We start from the raw sequence: 16,222 nt of genomic DNA on the forward strand, positions 1-16,222 counted from the left end.
ACGCTGCCACATGCAGCTTTATCACTAACATGTGGCAGCATCTTCCTCCCCCATTTATGGGGGAGGACCGAGGAGGGGGACAGCGAGCACATTCGTGGGGTGCAGCAAGCACATTCGTAGGGGGACAGCGAGCCCCCAACCCCACCCAACCTTTACTTAAACGTCGCCTGATTAAACAGGAAGTTACCATCCGGCAGCATCGACACACCGCTCAGCGTGCTGCGTTTGCCGACCAGGTTGTCTGGCGTGCCGAGGAACGCTACCGGTGCCTCTTTCCACAACACTTTCTGCGCTTCGGCGTAGGCTTCACCACGCTTGGCCGGATCGGCGGTGGCTAAGCCACCGGCAATCGCTTTGTCGGCTTCGGCGTTGCTGAAGTACGAAACGTTATACGAGGTCGGCACCCAGGATTCGGTGGCGTAGAGTGGACGCAAAACCCAATCGGCATCACCGGTTGAGGTCGACCAGCCGCCGTAATAGAGATCAAATTCCGCCTGTTTCGGATCCTTCACGCCCCACAGTTTGGCGTTGCGTGTGCCGGAATCCATCGGCGTGACCGTGGCGCGAATGCCCACCGTTGCCAGCTGCGCTTTTAACACCTGCGCGGCACGCACGCTGGCGGTGGCGTTGGTGACCCACAGTTTGAGATCGAGGCCATTCGGATAACCGGCGGCCTTCAGCAGCGCTTTGGCTTCATCTGGCGCATAGCGATAGTTAGGCGCGCTCTGCTTCTGGTAGAACTGCACGCCTTCCGGAATCGCCGAACTGGCCGGTTTACCCATGCCGGCAAACGCCACTTTCAGCCACAGATCGCGGTCAATGGCGTAGTTGATCGCCTGCCGCACGCGCACATCATTCAGCGGTTTGTGCTGAGTGTTGATCGCCATGTAATAGAGATAAATGCTCGGATCGCGCTGCACCGCCAGTTTGCTGTCGCTCTGCACGGTGGCGATCAGATCGGATGGCAGCGGCCAGATCGCATCCACCTGGCCCGACTTCAGCGCCGCAACGCGCGTGGCATCTTCCGGGCTGGGCGAGAAGATCACGTTATCCACTTTCGGCCAGCCTTTTTGCCAGTAGCCGTCGTATTTCGCCAGCGTCACCGCTTTGCCCGGCTGCCACGTTACAAACTTGAACGGGCCGGTGCCGACCGGATGCAGACGCAGCTGCGCTTCTTCCGGATACTGCTTGAGAATCGCCGGGCTCCACATCACCGCCGACGGATGCGCCAGCGTGTTAATGAAGGCACCAAACGATTGGTTCAGATCGATTTTCACCTGATCCGGCGCCAGCACCGTTACCTTGGCAATCATCTTGTAAAGGCTGTTGCGCTTGAGGCCTTTGCTCTGGTCGGCAAGGCGATCGAGGTTGGCTTTCACCGCTTCAGCATCGAACGGCGTGCCGTCCTGGAAGGTCACGTCTTTACGCAGCGTCAGGGTAAATTCGGTGGCGCTATCGTTGCTGGTGTAGCTGGTGGCGAGCCACGGCTGCAGCTTCATCTTTGCATCGAACTGGAACAGACGCTCGAAGATGCCGCTCTGCACCGAGTAGCTGACGTTATCGGAGGTATCGTGCGGATCGAGGCCGGTGATATCGGCATACATCGAAATGCGCAGATCCTGCGCCTGAGCGGCGGCGGCCAGCGAGAGGGTCAATCCCAGCGCAAGCGCAGTACGGCGAAAAATCGGATTCATGAAATCTCCTGGTATTGAGGGTTAGCGCGAAACAAAGTCAGCGACCCAGTGTTGCGGAGCAACCTGGCGATAACGCGGTTTAATGACCGTTTCTCCCACCTTGCGCAGCGGCGAAGGAATTTCGCCCTCTTCGAAAGTGCGGGGTTGCCGGTTCTGGGGATCGGCCACCGGCACCGAGGCCAGCAGACGTTGGGTATAAGGATGTTGTGGCTGGTTGAACACCGATTGGCGCGGGCCCAGCTCAACAATCTGGCCGAGATACATCACCGCCACGCGGTTAGCGATACGTTCCACCACCGCCATGTCGTGCGAGATAAAAATCCACGCCACGCCGGTTTGCTGTTGCAGATCCATCATCAGGTTCACCACCTGCGCCTGAATTGAGACGTCCAGCGCCGAGACGGCTTCGTCGGCGATGATCACTTTGGGTTTCAACGCCATGGCGCGCGCAATCGCAATACGCTGGCGCTGGCCGCCGGAAAATTCGTGCGGATAGCGCCGCGCATGTTCCGGCAATAAGCCCACGCTTTTCAGCAACGCATCAACCTGCGGCGACGCTTCTTCCAGCGATTTCACCCTGCCGTGCAGCAGCAGCGGTTCGGCAATGGTGAAGCCGACAGTGAGACGTGGATTGAGCGAGGCGTAAGGATCCTGAAACACCATCTGGATTTCACGGCGCAGCGGCTGGAACTGCGCTTCTTTCAGGTTGGCGATTTCATTGCCCTGGAAATGGATGCTGTCGGCGTCGCTGTTAATCAGCCGCATCAGAGCCCGGCCGGTGGTGGATTTGCCGCAGCCGCTTTCGCCGACAATCGCCAGGGTTTCGCCCGGCCACAGGCTGAAGTCGATCTGCTCCACCGCGTGCACCTGATGGGTGAGCGCCGAGAAAATCCCGCTGCGAATCGGGTAGTACACTTTCAGGCCACGCACATCCAGCAGCGGCGTTTCGTCATAGCGCGCGGTGCGCTGCTCGCTGTTATCGCTAGCATTGCTGCCCAACAGCGGAAAACGCTGCGGCCATGCGTGCTCACGCATATCGCCAAGTTTCGGCACCGCCGCCAGTAACGCTTTAGTGTAAGGATGCTGCGGCGCGTTGAAGATTTCAGTTACCGTGCCCTGTTCAACCACTTCGCCGCGCAGCATTACCACCACGCGATCGGCGATTTCTGCCACCACGCCCATGTCGTGAGTAATGAACAGCACCGCCATCTGCTTCTCGCGTTGCAGGTCGCGCAGGATATGCAGAATGCGCGCCTGCACCGTGACATCCAGCGCGGTGGTCGGCTCATCGGCGATTAAAAGTTGCGGATCGCAGGCCAGCGCCTGCGCAATCATCACGCGCTGGCGCATGCCGCCCGACAGCGAATGCGGATAGCTTTTCATTACGCGGTCCACATCGGCGATGCGCACCTGGCGCAGTAATTCACGTGCGCGCGAGTCGGCCTGACTTTTATCGCAAATCTGATGGTCACGCAGCGCTTCAGTCAGCTGATCGCCGACGCGCAGCACCGGATTGAGCGAGGTCATCGGCTCCTGAAATATCATCGCCATTTCGCGACCACGCAAAGCACGGCGCTGGGTTTCATTCAGCGTGGCAAGCTGATGCACGTGGCCCTGACGATCGCGGAACTGCATGCTGCCGCGATCGATACGCCCGGATGCGGCTAGCAAGCCCATCACCGCCAGCGAGGTGACCGATTTACCCGAGCCACTTTCGCCCACCACGGCGACAATTTCGCCCTGATGAATGTTAAAACTGATGCCCTTCAACGCCTGATTTTCGCCGCTGCGGCCGCGAAAACTGACGCTGAGATCCTGAATCGCGAGCACCGGTTCTGAACCGGCAACGCTGGCGGCGTTGGATGTGAGTAAAGTGTCCGTCATCGTTGCTCCGCGTGCGGGTTACAGCCAGATTTGGCCTTGAGCGTAAGAAAGGAAGGGCGAGCTATCGGCGGCCAGCCAAATGGGGCCATCGAGATCGACATGTTCAGCGGCAATCGCCACCGGCAGCGCCGCTTCCATCGCCAGTGAAGAACCGAGCATGCAGCCGACCATCAACCGCATATCGTGCTTCTGCGCCTCTTCCACCATCGCCAGCGCTTCGGTCAAACCGCCGCACTTATCCAGCTTGATGTTGATCATCTCGTAGCGATTGCGCAGCGGCGCGATGTCCTCGCGGGTGTGGCAGCTCTCGTCGGCACACACCGGAATCGGGTGCGTGAAGCGCTGCAACGCCTGATCCTGACCCGCCGGCAGCGGCTGCTCGACCATCGCGATGTTAAAACTCGCCAGCGCGTTGAACAGGCTGGGCAAATCCACGCCCGACCAGGCTTCGTTGGCATCAATGATTAAGGTGGCGCGCGGCGCGGCCTGACGAATCGCGGCGACTTTCTCCAGAATGTCGTCGCGATTAAGTTTGATTTTCAGCAGGATGGCGCCGCGTGATACCGCATCGGCAGCGGCGGCGGCTATGTTTTCGATGGAGTCGAGGCTGAGAGTTTCGGCGGTGATCACCGATGGCGGCTGACGACGCTCGCACTGTTGCCACAGCGTGTGCTTCGCCAGCGCGGCATCGAGACGCCACAGCGCACAGTCCAGCGCATTACGCGCTGAACCCGCTGATAAACGGCTTTGCAGATCGAGGCGGCTCAGGCCCGCTTCCATGGCAGCGCGCAGCGCTTCCAGTTCGGCGTTGACGCTTTCTGGCGTTTCATCGTAGCGCGGCGTTGGCGTACATTCGCCGCGGCCAATAAAGCCGTTCTGCTCCAGCGTCACGCGAATCACCGTGACTGCGGTGCGCGTACCGCGTGAGATGGCGAACGGACGCGCCAGCGGCAGCTCCAGCACTTCAATCTGCATGCGCCGCATGTTAGCCACGCTCCTGCAGCAGCGCGGCGATATCCGCAATGCCGAAACGCACCGGATCGGTAGCAGGCACGCCGAATTCGGCGCTGATCTCTGCACAATAGGCGCGCGCTTCGTCTTCGCTGTAGTTCGAGGTGTTGATGGCGAAACCGGCCAGCTGAACCGCGTCGCTGGTGACGTGCGCTGCGCGCAGGTTGGCTTCAACGCAATCTTTCAGGCTGACCATTGGCTGATGCGGCAGATGACGCATATGCGGACGCCCCATTTCATGGCACATCACCAGCCAGTGCGGCTGCGCACCGTGGATCAGGCCCATGCTGACGCCAGCATAGGAAGGATGGAACAGCGAACCCTGACCTTCAACGATATCCCAGTGATCGGCGTCATTGGCTGGCGACAGCGCTTCGACCGCGCCGGCGATGAAGTCGGCAATCACTGCATCAATCGCGATACCTTCGCCCGCGACCAAAATACCGGTCTGGCCGGTGGCGCGGAAATCGGCTTGCATGCCGCGTTCACGCATCGCGGCTTCCAGCGCCAGCGAGGTGTACATCTTGCCTACTGAGCAATCGGTGCCGACAGTAAGTACACGCTTACCTGTGCGCTTTTTACCGCTGCCGACCTCCAGTTTTGGGCGCATGTGGCGCAGGTCGAACAGCTCAACGCCGAACTCTTTGGCCAACGCCACCAGCTCCGGCTCATCCACCAGACGATGGTGCAAACCGCTGGCCACGTTCATCCCGGCAGAGATGGCGCTTTTTACCGTGTCGAGCCAATGCGTGGGCAAGTAACCGCCGGCATTGGCGGTGCCGAGCACCAGCGTTTTGGCACCGCGCGCTTTGGCAGCGGCGATGTCGAGGACGTCGAGGCCAAGCGTGACGGTGCAGCCCGGCAGTTTGATTTCGCCAACGCACTGCTCTGGACGCCAGACGTGAATGCCGCGTGCGGTTTTAGCGGCCAGTGGATCGGTTACATCGCCGAGGAAGAGTAAATAAGGTTGTGGGATCAGCATGATGTTTCTCGTTTCAGACGGTTTATAGGGCCTGAATTGACTATTTCACGCAGAAGATGGGGTGACGAATGCTTGTTTAGTAGCGGGGTATAACGTGCGGCTATAGCCAGATCGAAATCTAATGGCTGAGGAGTTTTATCAGCGAGTTAGGGGAAAAATGGGGAGATTAGCGGCTGGAGAGATAAGAAAATCGTTGATAACCACAGGTCGATCCCTGACCGCGATTATCGAGGGTATTTGACGGAATGCTTAGTTTAAAGCACCCGGCGGTACGTGTTTGAAAGTCTCGACATAAGAACGGAACACGTAGCGGAAAAAGCGTTTCATAAAGCACCTGGTTCAAAAATTGTTGAAGAAATACGCAAAAAGTATAGCCGCTGAGCGTTTTTACCGCAATTATTTTTGAAGTAGATCACAGAATTGGGGATTAGTGCGGGTGTGAAGAAGAGGCCGCCATAAATGGCACAACGACAACGTGGTTAGTTAAACCAGCCTAAATGCTCGCTTAAAATGGTGCAGCCAATGCTGATCAGCACTACGCCGCCCAACACTTCCGCCCATTTGCCCATCACCGGGCCGATAAAGCGTCCAACCAATACGCCGGTGGTTGCCATGATAGTGGTCGCCGCGCCGATGGTGACGGCGGTCATGATGATATTCACCTGCAGGAACGCCAGGCCAACACCGACGGCCAGCGCATCAAGACTGGTGGCGACGGCGGTTAACGCCAGCACCATAAAACCATGACGCTGCGGCGCTTCGCACGGCTCGTCAGCGGTTTGACGAAAACCTTCCATCATCATACGGCCGCCCAGCACGGTTAACAGCACGAATGCCACCCAATGATCCCACGCCATGATGTAGCGGCTGGCCGCGAGGCCAATTGCCCAGCCAATCAGCGGCGTCAACATTTCGATAACGCCGAAAATCAGGCCGGTTCGCAGTGCCTCTTTGAAACCTGGGCGATGCAGCGACGCGCCTTTGCCCAGTGCTGCGGCGAAAGCGTCCATCGACATGCCAAAGGCCAAAATCAGGGTTGCGATAAATGTCATGGGTTTTCAATCAATGCCGCGGAACCGGCGCTAAAGCCGCTACTTCTCCGCATTTATTGTTCAGTAATGAAAAAGTGCGCGCAGTCTAACACGCAAAAACGCCAAAAAAAAGACAGTAAAATCAGGGATTTAAGTATAGCAAAGGCTATAACTCTTAACTTCCGCTATTTTTGTCGCTAAGTGAATGGAATAGAAGAAATTTCTGAGCGCGAGCCGGCGCGGGGATTGCACCGTAGCGCGGTTTTATGCGCTAATGCCCGCGCTAACTGATTTGGACAATGACCATGAATAACCCATTCGAAACGCTGATCATCCCAGGCGGCATTCTGCTGCTAGGCTTTCTTTCCGCCCTGCTGCTGCCCGCGCCTTCATTTGGTATTGAGCTGGCAAAACAATTGCAGGAAAGCCTGCATTTGATGGATGTTAATCAGCTGTATACCATCGTCTTTAGTTTGTGGTTTTTGCTGCTGGGCGCGATCGAGTTTTTCGTCATTCGCTTCCTGTGGCGCCGCCGATCGCGCTGATCGTTTTTCCGGCAAGGTGATGCATTTTTCTTCTGGCAGCTTTACGCGGCCAGACCTCAATTCATCACCACAAAAATGTAACATTACTTTTACACGACATGGCGAAATATCGCGCAACATAAAATCCGCATAAATAATCAATTTAGTTAAAACATATATTTTTCAACACGTTAAAATGTGATGCATATCACCCGCCGTTTTCACCCCGGTCAAAACCCCTCACAATAGCGTAACAACTGCATTACGCTAACCGTCTGATTAAGAGATAAAAATCCCTTATGACCGCGAGGTTGAGCTGATTAATTCTTATGCTGAATCATTTCCGCCTTTAAAAAATAAACAAACGTTTAATTCCGATACGAGAATGTTATATTCGGATGCATATGCATAACGTGCAGTTAACCGTTATCGTCCCCGTGACTTATACCTGAGTCTTAACCTTTGAGAGATAGCGCCACGCGCTCGAAAGAAGCGCGGCTATTTCGCCTGCGAACCTGTTGAGCTTCAGGTCAACAGAGAGAGGAGATGTCGCCTCATGAGTACTACTGCGGTAAATCTGGCGCTCGCCGCCGCTTCAATGGAAAGTGCAAACCTTCAGGAACGAAAAGACGTCGACGTACTGCTGATTGGCGCAGGCGTGATGAGTGCGACTTTGGGCGCATGGCTGCAAGATCTCGAGCCTGACTGGTCAGTTGAGATGGTTGAACGTCTTGATGATGTGGCCGTTGAATCCTCTAATGGCTGGAACAACGCCGGAACCGGTCACGCCGCGCTGGCGGAGCTCAACTATACGCCGCAGAAGGCGGATGGCAGCATCGACATCGCCAAAGCGGTCGCGATTAATGAATCGTTCCAGATTTCGCGTCAGTTCTGGGCGTATCACGTGCAGAAAGGCAACCTGCGCAATCCCAAAAGCTTTATCCACAGTACGCCGCACATGAGTTTCGTCTGGGGCGACGATAACGTTGAATTCCTGCGTAAGCGTTTCAATGCGCTGCAGAAAAGCACGCTGTTCCGCGGCATGAATTACTCTGAAGATCGCGATCAAATCACGGAGTGGATTCCGCTGGTGATGAACGGCCGCGACAGCAAACAGAAAGTGGCGGCGACCTGGACCGAAATGGGTACCGACGTGAACTTCGGTGAAGTAACGCGCCAGCTGATTGCCTCTTTAGAGAAGAAAGCCAATTTCCGCCTGCGTCTGCGCCAGGAAGTGCGTGATATCAAACGCCTGAGCGACGGTCGCTGGCAGGTCACGCTGCATAATCTGGCCAGCGGTGAAAATCGTGTGCTGACCACGCGCCAGCTGTTTATCGGTGCCGGCGGTGCGGCGTTGCCGCTGCTGCAGAAATCCGGCATTCCGGAAGTGAAAGGCTACGCCGGTTTCCCGGTGGGCGGTTCATTCCTCGTGACGGAAAATCCTGACGTGGTGAAACAGCATATGGCGAAGGTGTATGGCAAAGCCAGCGTCGGCGCACCGCCGATGTCGGTGCCGCACGTCGATACCCGCGTGCTGGATGGCAAACAGGTGCTGCTGTTTGGGCCGTTTGCTACCTTCTCAACCAAATTCCTCAAAGAGGGTTCGCTGCTGGATATGTTCGGCGCGATGAACACCAGCAACCTCAAGCCGATGGTGCAGGTTGGCCTGAAGAGCTTCGACCTGGTGAAATATCTGGTTGATCAGGTGTTGCAAAGCGACAGCGATCGTATGGAAGCGTTGCGCGCTTACGTGCCGCAGGCGAAGCAGGAAGATTGGCGTTTAGTCACTGCCGGCCAGCGCGTGCAAATCATCAAGAACGATGCCGTTGAAGGTGGCGTGCTGCGTCTTGGTACTGAAGTGGTGACTTCGGAAGATGGCACCATTTCCGCCTTGCTGGGTGCCTCACCGGGCGCCTCCACCGCCGCACCGATTATGCTCGAGCTGATGGCGAAAGCCTTCCCGGAACAGATGCGTTCACCGGAGTGGCAGACCAAAATCCGCATGGTGATCCCATCGTGGGGCCGCAAGCTGAACGGCGACGTCGCACTGACCGAGAAAGTGCTGGCCGATACCAGTCGCGTACTGCAACTCGACTACGAGCCGGTGATTACACCCGATGCCGCCAACGATGAAGCGCGCGAAACCGCGCACGTGGTGGGCAAGTAACAAGGTAGTATCAGATGTTGGCAAGATGAGAGGCCGCGAAAGCGGCCTCTTTTTTATGGCTAGCTCAGCAGCACCGCGTCGTACAACATCCACACTGTTGTCGCCACCAGCGAAAGCGCCATCAAACTGTTAAACGCCTGACGTTTCCACGCGACCTGCAGATGGCTGCGAAGGCGATCGCCCAGCGCTGCCCAAATCAAAATGCACGGCAGATTCAGTGCGGCGAATCCCAACAGCACCGTCAGCACGCCGTTACTGTTGGCGTACATCAGCGCCACGTTGGTGACCATCAACCAGGCCTTGGGATTAACCGCCTGGAAACAGATGCCGCCAATTAGCGTCATGGGACGCGGGCGTTCACGCAGTTGCGGCGCGCCAGCGCGGAAAATCTTCCACGAAAGCCACAGCAGATAGCTACAGCCGACTACCGTCAGCGGCAGGCGAATCGCGCCCATCCAGTGCAGCAGCGCATCCAGCGCCACGCTCGCCAGTAGCATCTGTATTGCGCAGCCTAGCAGGATGCCAAACAGCATCGGCAGCGTGCGTTTAAAGCCAAAGTTAACACCCGACGTTGCCAGCAGCAGGTTATTTGGACCCGGCGTGATCGACATCACGGTGACGTAGCTGAAGAATGAGGGATCGAGCATGATGCGCTTCCTGAAGAATCAATGATGCCTTCATGCTAATGCGTATGTTGCAATGGAAACAGAGACACAAAACCACTATTGTAATGGGTACAGTTGTCTCAAAAATGAATTGTACCCATCGCGCGCGGAGGCTTTTGTGTCCCTTCCACTCTCATCCGGTCAAACGCTGTATCAGCAGTTGGTCGATAGCTTTGCCGAGTCGATACATCAGGGCACGCTGAAGCCGGGTAAACGGCTGCCGGCGATACGCCGCGTGGCACAATCGCATCAGGTGAGTATCAATACCGTGCTCAATGCATGGCAAATCCTCGAAGATCGCGGCCTGATTGAATCGCGGCCGCAATCGGGTTATTACGTGCGTGGCGTGCTGCCCGCCGTGACGCGTTCAGTAAAACCGCTACCGGCAAAAATCAACGATCCCAGCGCGCAGAAGCTGGAGCTGATTGAGCAAGTGTTCGCGGCGCAAAATAATCCCGATTACACCAATATCTCATTAGCCTGTCCGCAGGATGGCACCTTCTATCCGGCGGCACGAATCGGGCGAATTACTGCGTCGATTTTGCGCCAAAATCCCGACATTATCGGACGCTATGCGCTTCCACCCGGTAGTGAGCGCTTACGGGAGGAGATTGCGCGTCGTGCCCTGCACAACGGCATCAACTTGCCGCCGCAGGCGATCACACTGACGCACGGCTGCATGGAAGCACTCCAGCTGGCGCTGCGCGCGGTGACTAAACCCGGCGATTGCATTGGTTTGGAGTCGCCGACCTATTTCTTCCTGTTCCCGCTGCTGGCGTCGCTGGGGCTGAAAGCGCTGGAAATTCCTACCGATCCGCAGCAGGGACTGTCGCTGGATGCGCTGGAGATGCTGCTGCAGGAGAAGCGGGTTCAGGCGGTGATCGCCATGCCCGGCGCGCAGAACCCGCTGGGATATGTGATGCCGCTAGAGAATAAAAAGCGGCTGGCGAAGTTAGTGAACACTTACCACGTTCCACTGCTGGAAGATGGTTTGTACGACGAATTGCAGTTTGAGTGGCCGCTGTCGCCGCCAGTAAAGGCGTTTGATAGCGAGGGTTGGGTGATTTACTGCACCAGCTTTACCAAAACCGTGGCGCCTGATTTCCGCGTCGGCTGGACTGCTGCCGGGCGTTTTCATGACGCTATCGCTCACCTCAAAGCGGTGTCGTCGATGGCGGAATCACGCTTGTTAAGTGAAACCCTGGCCGAATTTCTTGCCAGCGGCGGCTACGATCATCATCTGCGCACGCTGCGTCGGCGCTATGCCGCCAATCTGGATGCGGCGCGCGGGATTCTGGCACGCCACTTTCCGCAGGGCACGCGCGCTACCCTGCCGCGCGGCGGGTTTGTTTTTTGGGTCGAACTGCCGGGGAACATTGATACCGTAGAGATGTTCCATCGTCTGCTGCAGGAGCAAATCTGTGTGACGCCGGGCGCGCTCTACTCCCTGAGCGATCGTTACAGACATGCGTTGCGCCTCTCCTGCTGCTACCCGTTTGATGAACGTTATACGTGGGCGCTACAGCGCACCGGCGCGCTGGCCTGTGAAATGACAGGCCTCGCGCCGGGACAGGATCAGGGTTTGCCGTTGCGGCCCCAGGTGGTGTAAGGCTCGCGCTCGGTCAGGCGTTCGTAATAAGTCTGCACCGCCGGGAAGTCAGGGTGTTCCAGCGGGGTTTCAAACCAGCGGTTCACCGCCAGCCCAACCGGAATATCGGCCAGCGAAAAATTGCGGCCTGCGACATAGCGCCCGGTTTTCTCCAGATGCTGGTTGAGTATGTTCATGGTGTGCGTCCAGCCTTTCACCGCCGCCGCCAGCAAGCGGGGATCCTGATGCGCCGGCGAGTTGCGCACCAGCGACATAAATGCGTAACGCCAGGACGTGTTAAGTTCGGTGGCTTGCCAATCCATCCACTGATCAACTGGCGCGCGCGCGCGGGGATTGTCGGGATAGAGCCATTCGCCGCCATTGCTGTTGGCGAGATAGCGCAGAATAGCGTTGGATTCCCACAGCACGAAGTCGTCCTCGATTATTACCGGGACCATGGCGTTGGGATTGAGTGCCATAAACTCTTTCGAGTGCAGCGATTGTGGATCATCGCCCCAGGGTTCTAATTCGTACGCAATATCGAGTTCTGCGCACAGCCACAGAACTTTTCGCACGTTTATTGATGAAGTACGGCCAAGAACTTTTAACATTGCGGACTCCGATTCCAGAATTCTTAATCTATTCATAGCCCTGTTGCTGGCCTTTCGCAATCAGCAGGATGTAAATCCCGATTTCAGACAACCTCAACGAGGAAGGAGTGACAATGAAGGTCGCATTTAAACAGGTGGACGTGTTTACCTCGTCGGCGTTTAAAGGTAATCCGCTGGCGGTGATCATGGATGCACAGGGATTGAGTGACGCGCAGCTGACGGCGATTGCGCGCTGGACCAATCTGTCGGAAACCACCTTTGTGCTGCCGCCACAGGATGCGGCGGCGGATTACCGCGTGCGCATTTTTACCGTCGAAGGTGAACTGCCTTTTGCCGGGCATCCGACGTTAGGCACCGCGCATGCGCTGCTGGAAGCCGGTTGGCCGCTGAAAACGCCGGGCAAAATCGTGCAGGAGTGCGGCGTTGGTCTGGTTGAGGTGAAAATCAGCGATGACGGTGCGCTGGCGTTTGCCGCGCCTGCCGCCACATTAACGCCGTTCAGTGATGCGCTGATGAGCAGCGCGCTGAACAGTGAATGCTTCGATCTCAGCCAAATGCCGACCATCGTTGATATGGGTATTCGCTGGCTGCTGATTCCGATGAGTAGCGCGCAAGCGGTGCTGGATGTGGTGCCGTCAGCAGCCGATTTACACCGTTTACATCAGCATGCTGAGGTTAACGGTACGGCAATTTTTGGTGCGTTGCCGTCGGGCGAAAACGAGCAGTATGAAGTACGCGCATTGCTGGTTGAGAACGGCAGCTTGACTGAGGATCCGGTGACCGGCAGCGCCAACGCCTGTCTGGCACGCTACTTCGAGGCTAACAAGCAAACGCGGGATTATCGGGCACGTCAGGGCAGCGCGATTCAGCGGGAAGGTCGCATTCAGGTGAGTTTTAGCGATAAAGCGATCTGGATTGGTGGCCAAACCGTGACGGTGATTGACGGGACGATTGAGCTGTAATTGTAATCTGCACCATCCGTAGCGGCGCAATTTATTGCGCAATAAATTGCGCCGCTACGAATATGTGCATCAGTTTATATTTTTACAGACCTTGGCCGCCTGAGGCTTCAATGCGCTGTGCGGTGATCCAGCCGGTTTCATCGCTGAGAATCGCGCTGATGGCATCGCCGATATCACCCGGCAAGCCAACGCGGCCCAGCGCGGTGACTGAAGCGATATGATCGTTGAGATCTTTGGTATCACGCACGCGACCGCCGCCGAAGTCGGTTTCAATCGCGCCTGGCGCCAGAATGTTGACGCGGATATGGCGCTCGCCTAACTCTTTGGCCTGATAGCGCGTTAACACTTCCATCGCGCCTTTAATTGAGGCATACGTGCCTGAACCTGGCAGCGTTAAACGGGTTAAACCGCTGGAGATATTCAGGATGCGTCCACCATCAACGATCAGCGGCAGCAGTTTTTGCGTCAGGAAGAACGGCCCTTTGAAGTGCACATTCACTAGCGCGTCAAACTCATCTTCGCTGGTCTCTGCGAACAGCTTGTAATGACCGTGACCGGCATTGTTCACTAAATAATCAAAGCTGTCACGCTGCCAGGTTTCCTGCAGCGCTTCTCTCACCTGCGCCACGAAGCCGTCAAACGTGCCTGTGTCGCCTACATCCAACTGCAACGCCACCGCACGCGCGCCCAGCGCTTCAATCTCCTGCACAACCGCCTGCGCTTCTTCCGCGTGACCGCGATAGGTAAACAGGATATCAGTGCCTTTGGCAGCCAGTTTCAGCGCCCCATTCTTGCCTAAACCGCGATTTCCGCCGGTAATCAATGCAATTTTATGACTCATGTTTCGCTCCAGTTGGAAAATTGAACACGTGTTAAGGATATTCGTGAATAATTGATCTATAAACGCAGAGGAATACGCAGCACTGTTTCACTAACAACAACAATCGGTGAACAACATGGATAAAATTCACGCTATGCAGGTTTTTGTGCGGGTGGCAGAAATGGGCAGTTTTACCCGTGCGGCAGAAAGCTTAGGTTTACCGAAAGGCAGCGTATCCCGCCAGCTACAGGCGCTGGAGAATCAAATGGGGACGCGCCTGCTGCATCGCACCACGCGACGTGTGCACCTGACGCAGGACGGCCTGGTTTATTACGATCGTTGCCTCGATTTACTGTCGATGCTCGACGACATGGACAGCCTGTTCCAGCACGATCCCGGCACCTTAAGCGGCAAATTGCGCGTGGACATGTCGGTGGCGATGGCGACCGGCTTTGTGCTGCCACGATTGCCGGAGTTTTTGCAGCACTATCCCGGTCTGGAAATTGAGTTGAGCAGCAGCGATCGTCAGGTTGATGTGATTCGCGAAGGATTTGACTGCGTGGTGCGCGTCGGCGAGCTGAAAGATTCCGGGCTGATTGCGCGGAAAATCGGCTCGCACGCGTTGATCAACTGCGCCAGCCCCGGCTACCTTTCCCGCTTCGGCATGCCGGTGCGGCTGGAAGATCTGTCGCAACACGCGATGGTGCATTACACCCAGCAGCTGGGACAACCTTCATTGGGCTTTGAATATTTTGATGGCAAACAGTGTCATTACGTTCAAACCGGCGGCGTAGTGACGGTAAACAGCACCGAAACCTATCGCGCCGCCTGCATGGCAGGGCTCGGCATTATTCAGGTGCCGGCGATTGGCGTACAGCCGCTACTGGAGTCGGGGCAACTGGTGGAAGTGCTGCATCATTTCCCGGCGAAACCGATGCCCATCTCGCTGCTTTATCCGCATCGCCGCAACGTGGCGCGCCGCGTGCGAGTGTTTATGGAATGGCTCAGCCAAGTCCTGCAGGAATATGTAACTTAGCAGACTATAATTGTATTTTCGCAGTGAACAGGATGACTATCGTCTATGACGGACAAAACCCCTAAACAGACCGCGGCCGAGGCAGAAGCCAAGCCGCTGATTGACATTAAAACCGGCAATAAAACCGTGGATGGCTCGATTCAAAATGTGTCGCGCTTCGCTGCCTGGTTCCAGGCGATTCCGGCGGTGGCGCACTTTATGCGCGCGCTGGAACGCTTCAACGATCGCCTCGGTAGCCAGTTTGGCGCGGCGATCACTTACTTTTCCTTTCTCTCTCTGATACCGATTTTGATGGTCTCCTTTGCGGCGGTCGGCTTTGTGCTGGCGTCGAATCAGGATTTGCTCACCGAGTTGATCAACAAAATCGTTAACAGCATCAGCGATCCGACGCTGGCCACCACGCTGAAAAATACGGTGAATACCGCGATTCAGCAGCGTGCCACAGTGGGATTAACCGGTTTGCTGCTGGCGCTCTACTCCGGCATTAACTGGATGGGCAACCTGCGTGAAGCGGTGCGCGCGCAGTCACGCGACGTGTGGGAACGCACGCCGGACGATCAGGAGAAATTCTGGAAGAAGTACGCGCGCGATCTGATTTCGCTGTTGGGTTTGATGTTTGCGCTGGTGATTACGCTGTCGCTGACCTCGATTGCCGGCGCGGCGCAGGCAGCGATCGTTAACGCGCTGGGGCTGGAAGACATTGAGTGGCTGCGCCCAGCGATGACGGTGATTGCGTTATCTATCTCTATCCTGGCTAACTATCTGCTGTTCCTGTGGATCTTCTGGATTTTACCGCGCCACAAGCCGCGTAAAAAAGCGCTGTTCCGCGGCACGCTGCTGGCGGCGATTGGCTTTGAGGTGATCAAGTTTGTAATGACGCTGACGCTGCCGAAGCTGGCAAGCTCGCCGTCGGGCGCGGCCTTTGGTTCAGTACTCGGCTTAATGGCGTTCTTCTACTTCTTTGCGCGTTTGACGCTGTTCTGCGCCGCGTGGATCGCCACCGCCAAATACAAAGATGATAAAGAGATGCCGCAGCCGCATCAGGCTAAATAAGCCAACGAGGTTGTTACAATTGCCGTACTAGCTAAAAATGTCTCCTGCTGGCTGCTTTTTCAGCAAAAACCAGCAGGAAACGCTAAAGGGTCACTTTAATTTGGCCCTTTTGCAGAGATTCCCGCCAAAAAAGTGACACTTCCCGTTCCCATCCGCCACTGATCGCAGCAACTCAGAAATTATCCACTTATTCG

The 16,222-nt window shown here is 56.5% G+C and carries 14 protein-coding genes; 6 read left to right on the forward strand and 8 right to left on the reverse strand.

Annotation, left to right across the window (positions count from 1 at the left end; translation table 11 throughout):
* Positions 1-152: 152 nt before the first annotated feature.
* The 5 genes from ACFQW4_RS19660 to mntP form a co-directional block, all read right to left on the reverse strand.
* Positions 153-1,694, reverse strand: a complete 1,542-nt coding sequence (locus ACFQW4_RS19660) for a glutathione ABC transporter substrate-binding protein (protein ID WP_377726867.1) — start codon at positions 1,692-1,694, stop codon at positions 153-155.
* 21 nt (positions 1,695-1,715) lie between these two features.
* Positions 1,716-3,578, reverse strand: coding sequence for an ABC transporter ATP-binding protein (locus ACFQW4_RS19665; protein ID WP_277974227.1), 1,863 nt, complete (start codon positions 3,576-3,578; stop codon positions 1,716-1,718).
* An 18-nt stretch (positions 3,579-3,596) separates the two neighbouring features.
* The gene (dgcA, locus tag ACFQW4_RS19670; protein ID WP_377726871.1) at positions 3,597-4,562 is read right to left on the reverse strand and encodes an N-acetyl-D-Glu racemase DgcA; all 966 of its coding nucleotides are present in this window, start codon (positions 4,560-4,562) and stop codon (positions 3,597-3,599) included.
* Position 4,563: 1 nt separating this feature from the next.
* Positions 4,564-5,571, reverse strand: a complete 1,008-nt coding sequence (gene dgcN, locus ACFQW4_RS19675) for an N-acetyltransferase DgcN (RefSeq protein ID WP_101762772.1) — start codon at positions 5,569-5,571, stop codon at positions 4,564-4,566.
* Between the two features lie 479 nt (positions 5,572-6,050).
* A complete protein-coding gene (gene mntP, locus ACFQW4_RS19680; protein WP_101762773.1) occupies positions 6,051-6,623 on the reverse strand; it encodes a manganese efflux pump MntP in 573 nt (190 codons plus the stop codon).
* 284 nt (positions 6,624-6,907) lie between these two features.
* Here mntP and ACFQW4_RS19685 point away from each other — a divergent pair, with 284 nt between their 5' ends.
* Both ACFQW4_RS19685 and mqo read left to right on the forward strand, forming a co-directional pair.
* Entirely contained in the window at positions 6,908-7,147 is a 240-nt protein-coding gene (locus ACFQW4_RS19685) for a DUF1158 domain-containing protein (protein ID WP_007891898.1), read from the forward strand.
* Between the two features lie 535 nt (positions 7,148-7,682).
* Positions 7,683-9,293, forward strand: a complete 1,611-nt coding sequence (gene mqo, locus ACFQW4_RS19690; protein ID WP_217549809.1) for a malate dehydrogenase (quinone) — start codon at positions 7,683-7,685, stop codon at positions 9,291-9,293.
* Positions 9,294-9,352: 59 nt separating this feature from the next.
* Here the strand turns inward: mqo and ACFQW4_RS19695 are convergent, their stop codons facing one another.
* On the reverse strand, positions 9,353-9,940 hold the full coding sequence (locus ACFQW4_RS19695) for a LysE family translocator (RefSeq protein ID WP_176972553.1): 588 nt from the start codon (positions 9,938-9,940) through the stop codon (positions 9,353-9,355).
* Between the two features lie 136 nt (positions 9,941-10,076).
* Between ACFQW4_RS19695 and ACFQW4_RS19700 the strand changes: the two genes are divergently transcribed.
* A complete protein-coding gene (locus ACFQW4_RS19700; RefSeq protein WP_336769066.1) occupies positions 10,077-11,567 on the forward strand; it encodes a PLP-dependent aminotransferase family protein in 1,491 nt (496 codons plus the stop codon).
* On the opposite strand, the gene ACFQW4_RS19705 is transcribed toward ACFQW4_RS19700, so the two are convergent.
* Positions 11,534-12,157, reverse strand: coding sequence for a glutathione S-transferase family protein (locus tag ACFQW4_RS19705; protein ID WP_101762777.1), 624 nt, complete (start codon positions 12,155-12,157; stop codon positions 11,534-11,536). The two genes, ACFQW4_RS19700 and ACFQW4_RS19705, sit on opposite strands and share 34 nt — an antisense overlap.
* A gap of 113 nt (positions 12,158-12,270) precedes the next feature.
* Here ACFQW4_RS19705 and ACFQW4_RS19710 point away from each other — a divergent pair, with 113 nt between their 5' ends.
* Positions 12,271-13,119: a PhzF family phenazine biosynthesis protein gene (locus ACFQW4_RS19710; protein WP_110867711.1), complete on the forward strand. Its 849-nt coding sequence runs from the start codon at positions 12,271-12,273 to the stop codon at positions 13,117-13,119.
* A gap of 82 nt (positions 13,120-13,201) precedes the next feature.
* Here ACFQW4_RS19710 and ACFQW4_RS19715 read toward each other — a convergent pair whose 3' ends face one another.
* Positions 13,202-13,960, reverse strand: coding sequence for an SDR family oxidoreductase (locus tag ACFQW4_RS19715; protein ID WP_350261271.1), 759 nt, complete (start codon positions 13,958-13,960; stop codon positions 13,202-13,204).
* A 115-nt stretch (positions 13,961-14,075) separates the two neighbouring features.
* Between ACFQW4_RS19715 and ACFQW4_RS19720 the strand changes: the two genes are divergently transcribed.
* Positions 14,076-14,975 (forward strand): LysR family transcriptional regulator, encoded by a 900-nt coding sequence (locus ACFQW4_RS19720; protein WP_101762793.1) that lies wholly within the window; start codon positions 14,076-14,078, stop codon positions 14,973-14,975.
* A 45-nt stretch (positions 14,976-15,020) separates the two neighbouring features.
* Positions 15,021-16,028 (forward strand): inner membrane protein YhjD, encoded by a 1,008-nt coding sequence (yhjD, locus tag ACFQW4_RS19725; RefSeq protein ID WP_110867713.1) that lies wholly within the window; start codon positions 15,021-15,023, stop codon positions 16,026-16,028.
* Positions 16,029-16,222 lie beyond the last annotated feature (194 nt).

Source organism: Pantoea sp. GCM10028869, from assembly GCF_042666835.1.
In the GTDB taxonomy this organism is placed as follows: Bacteria; Pseudomonadota; Gammaproteobacteria; order Enterobacterales; family Enterobacteriaceae; genus Pantoea; species Pantoea leporis.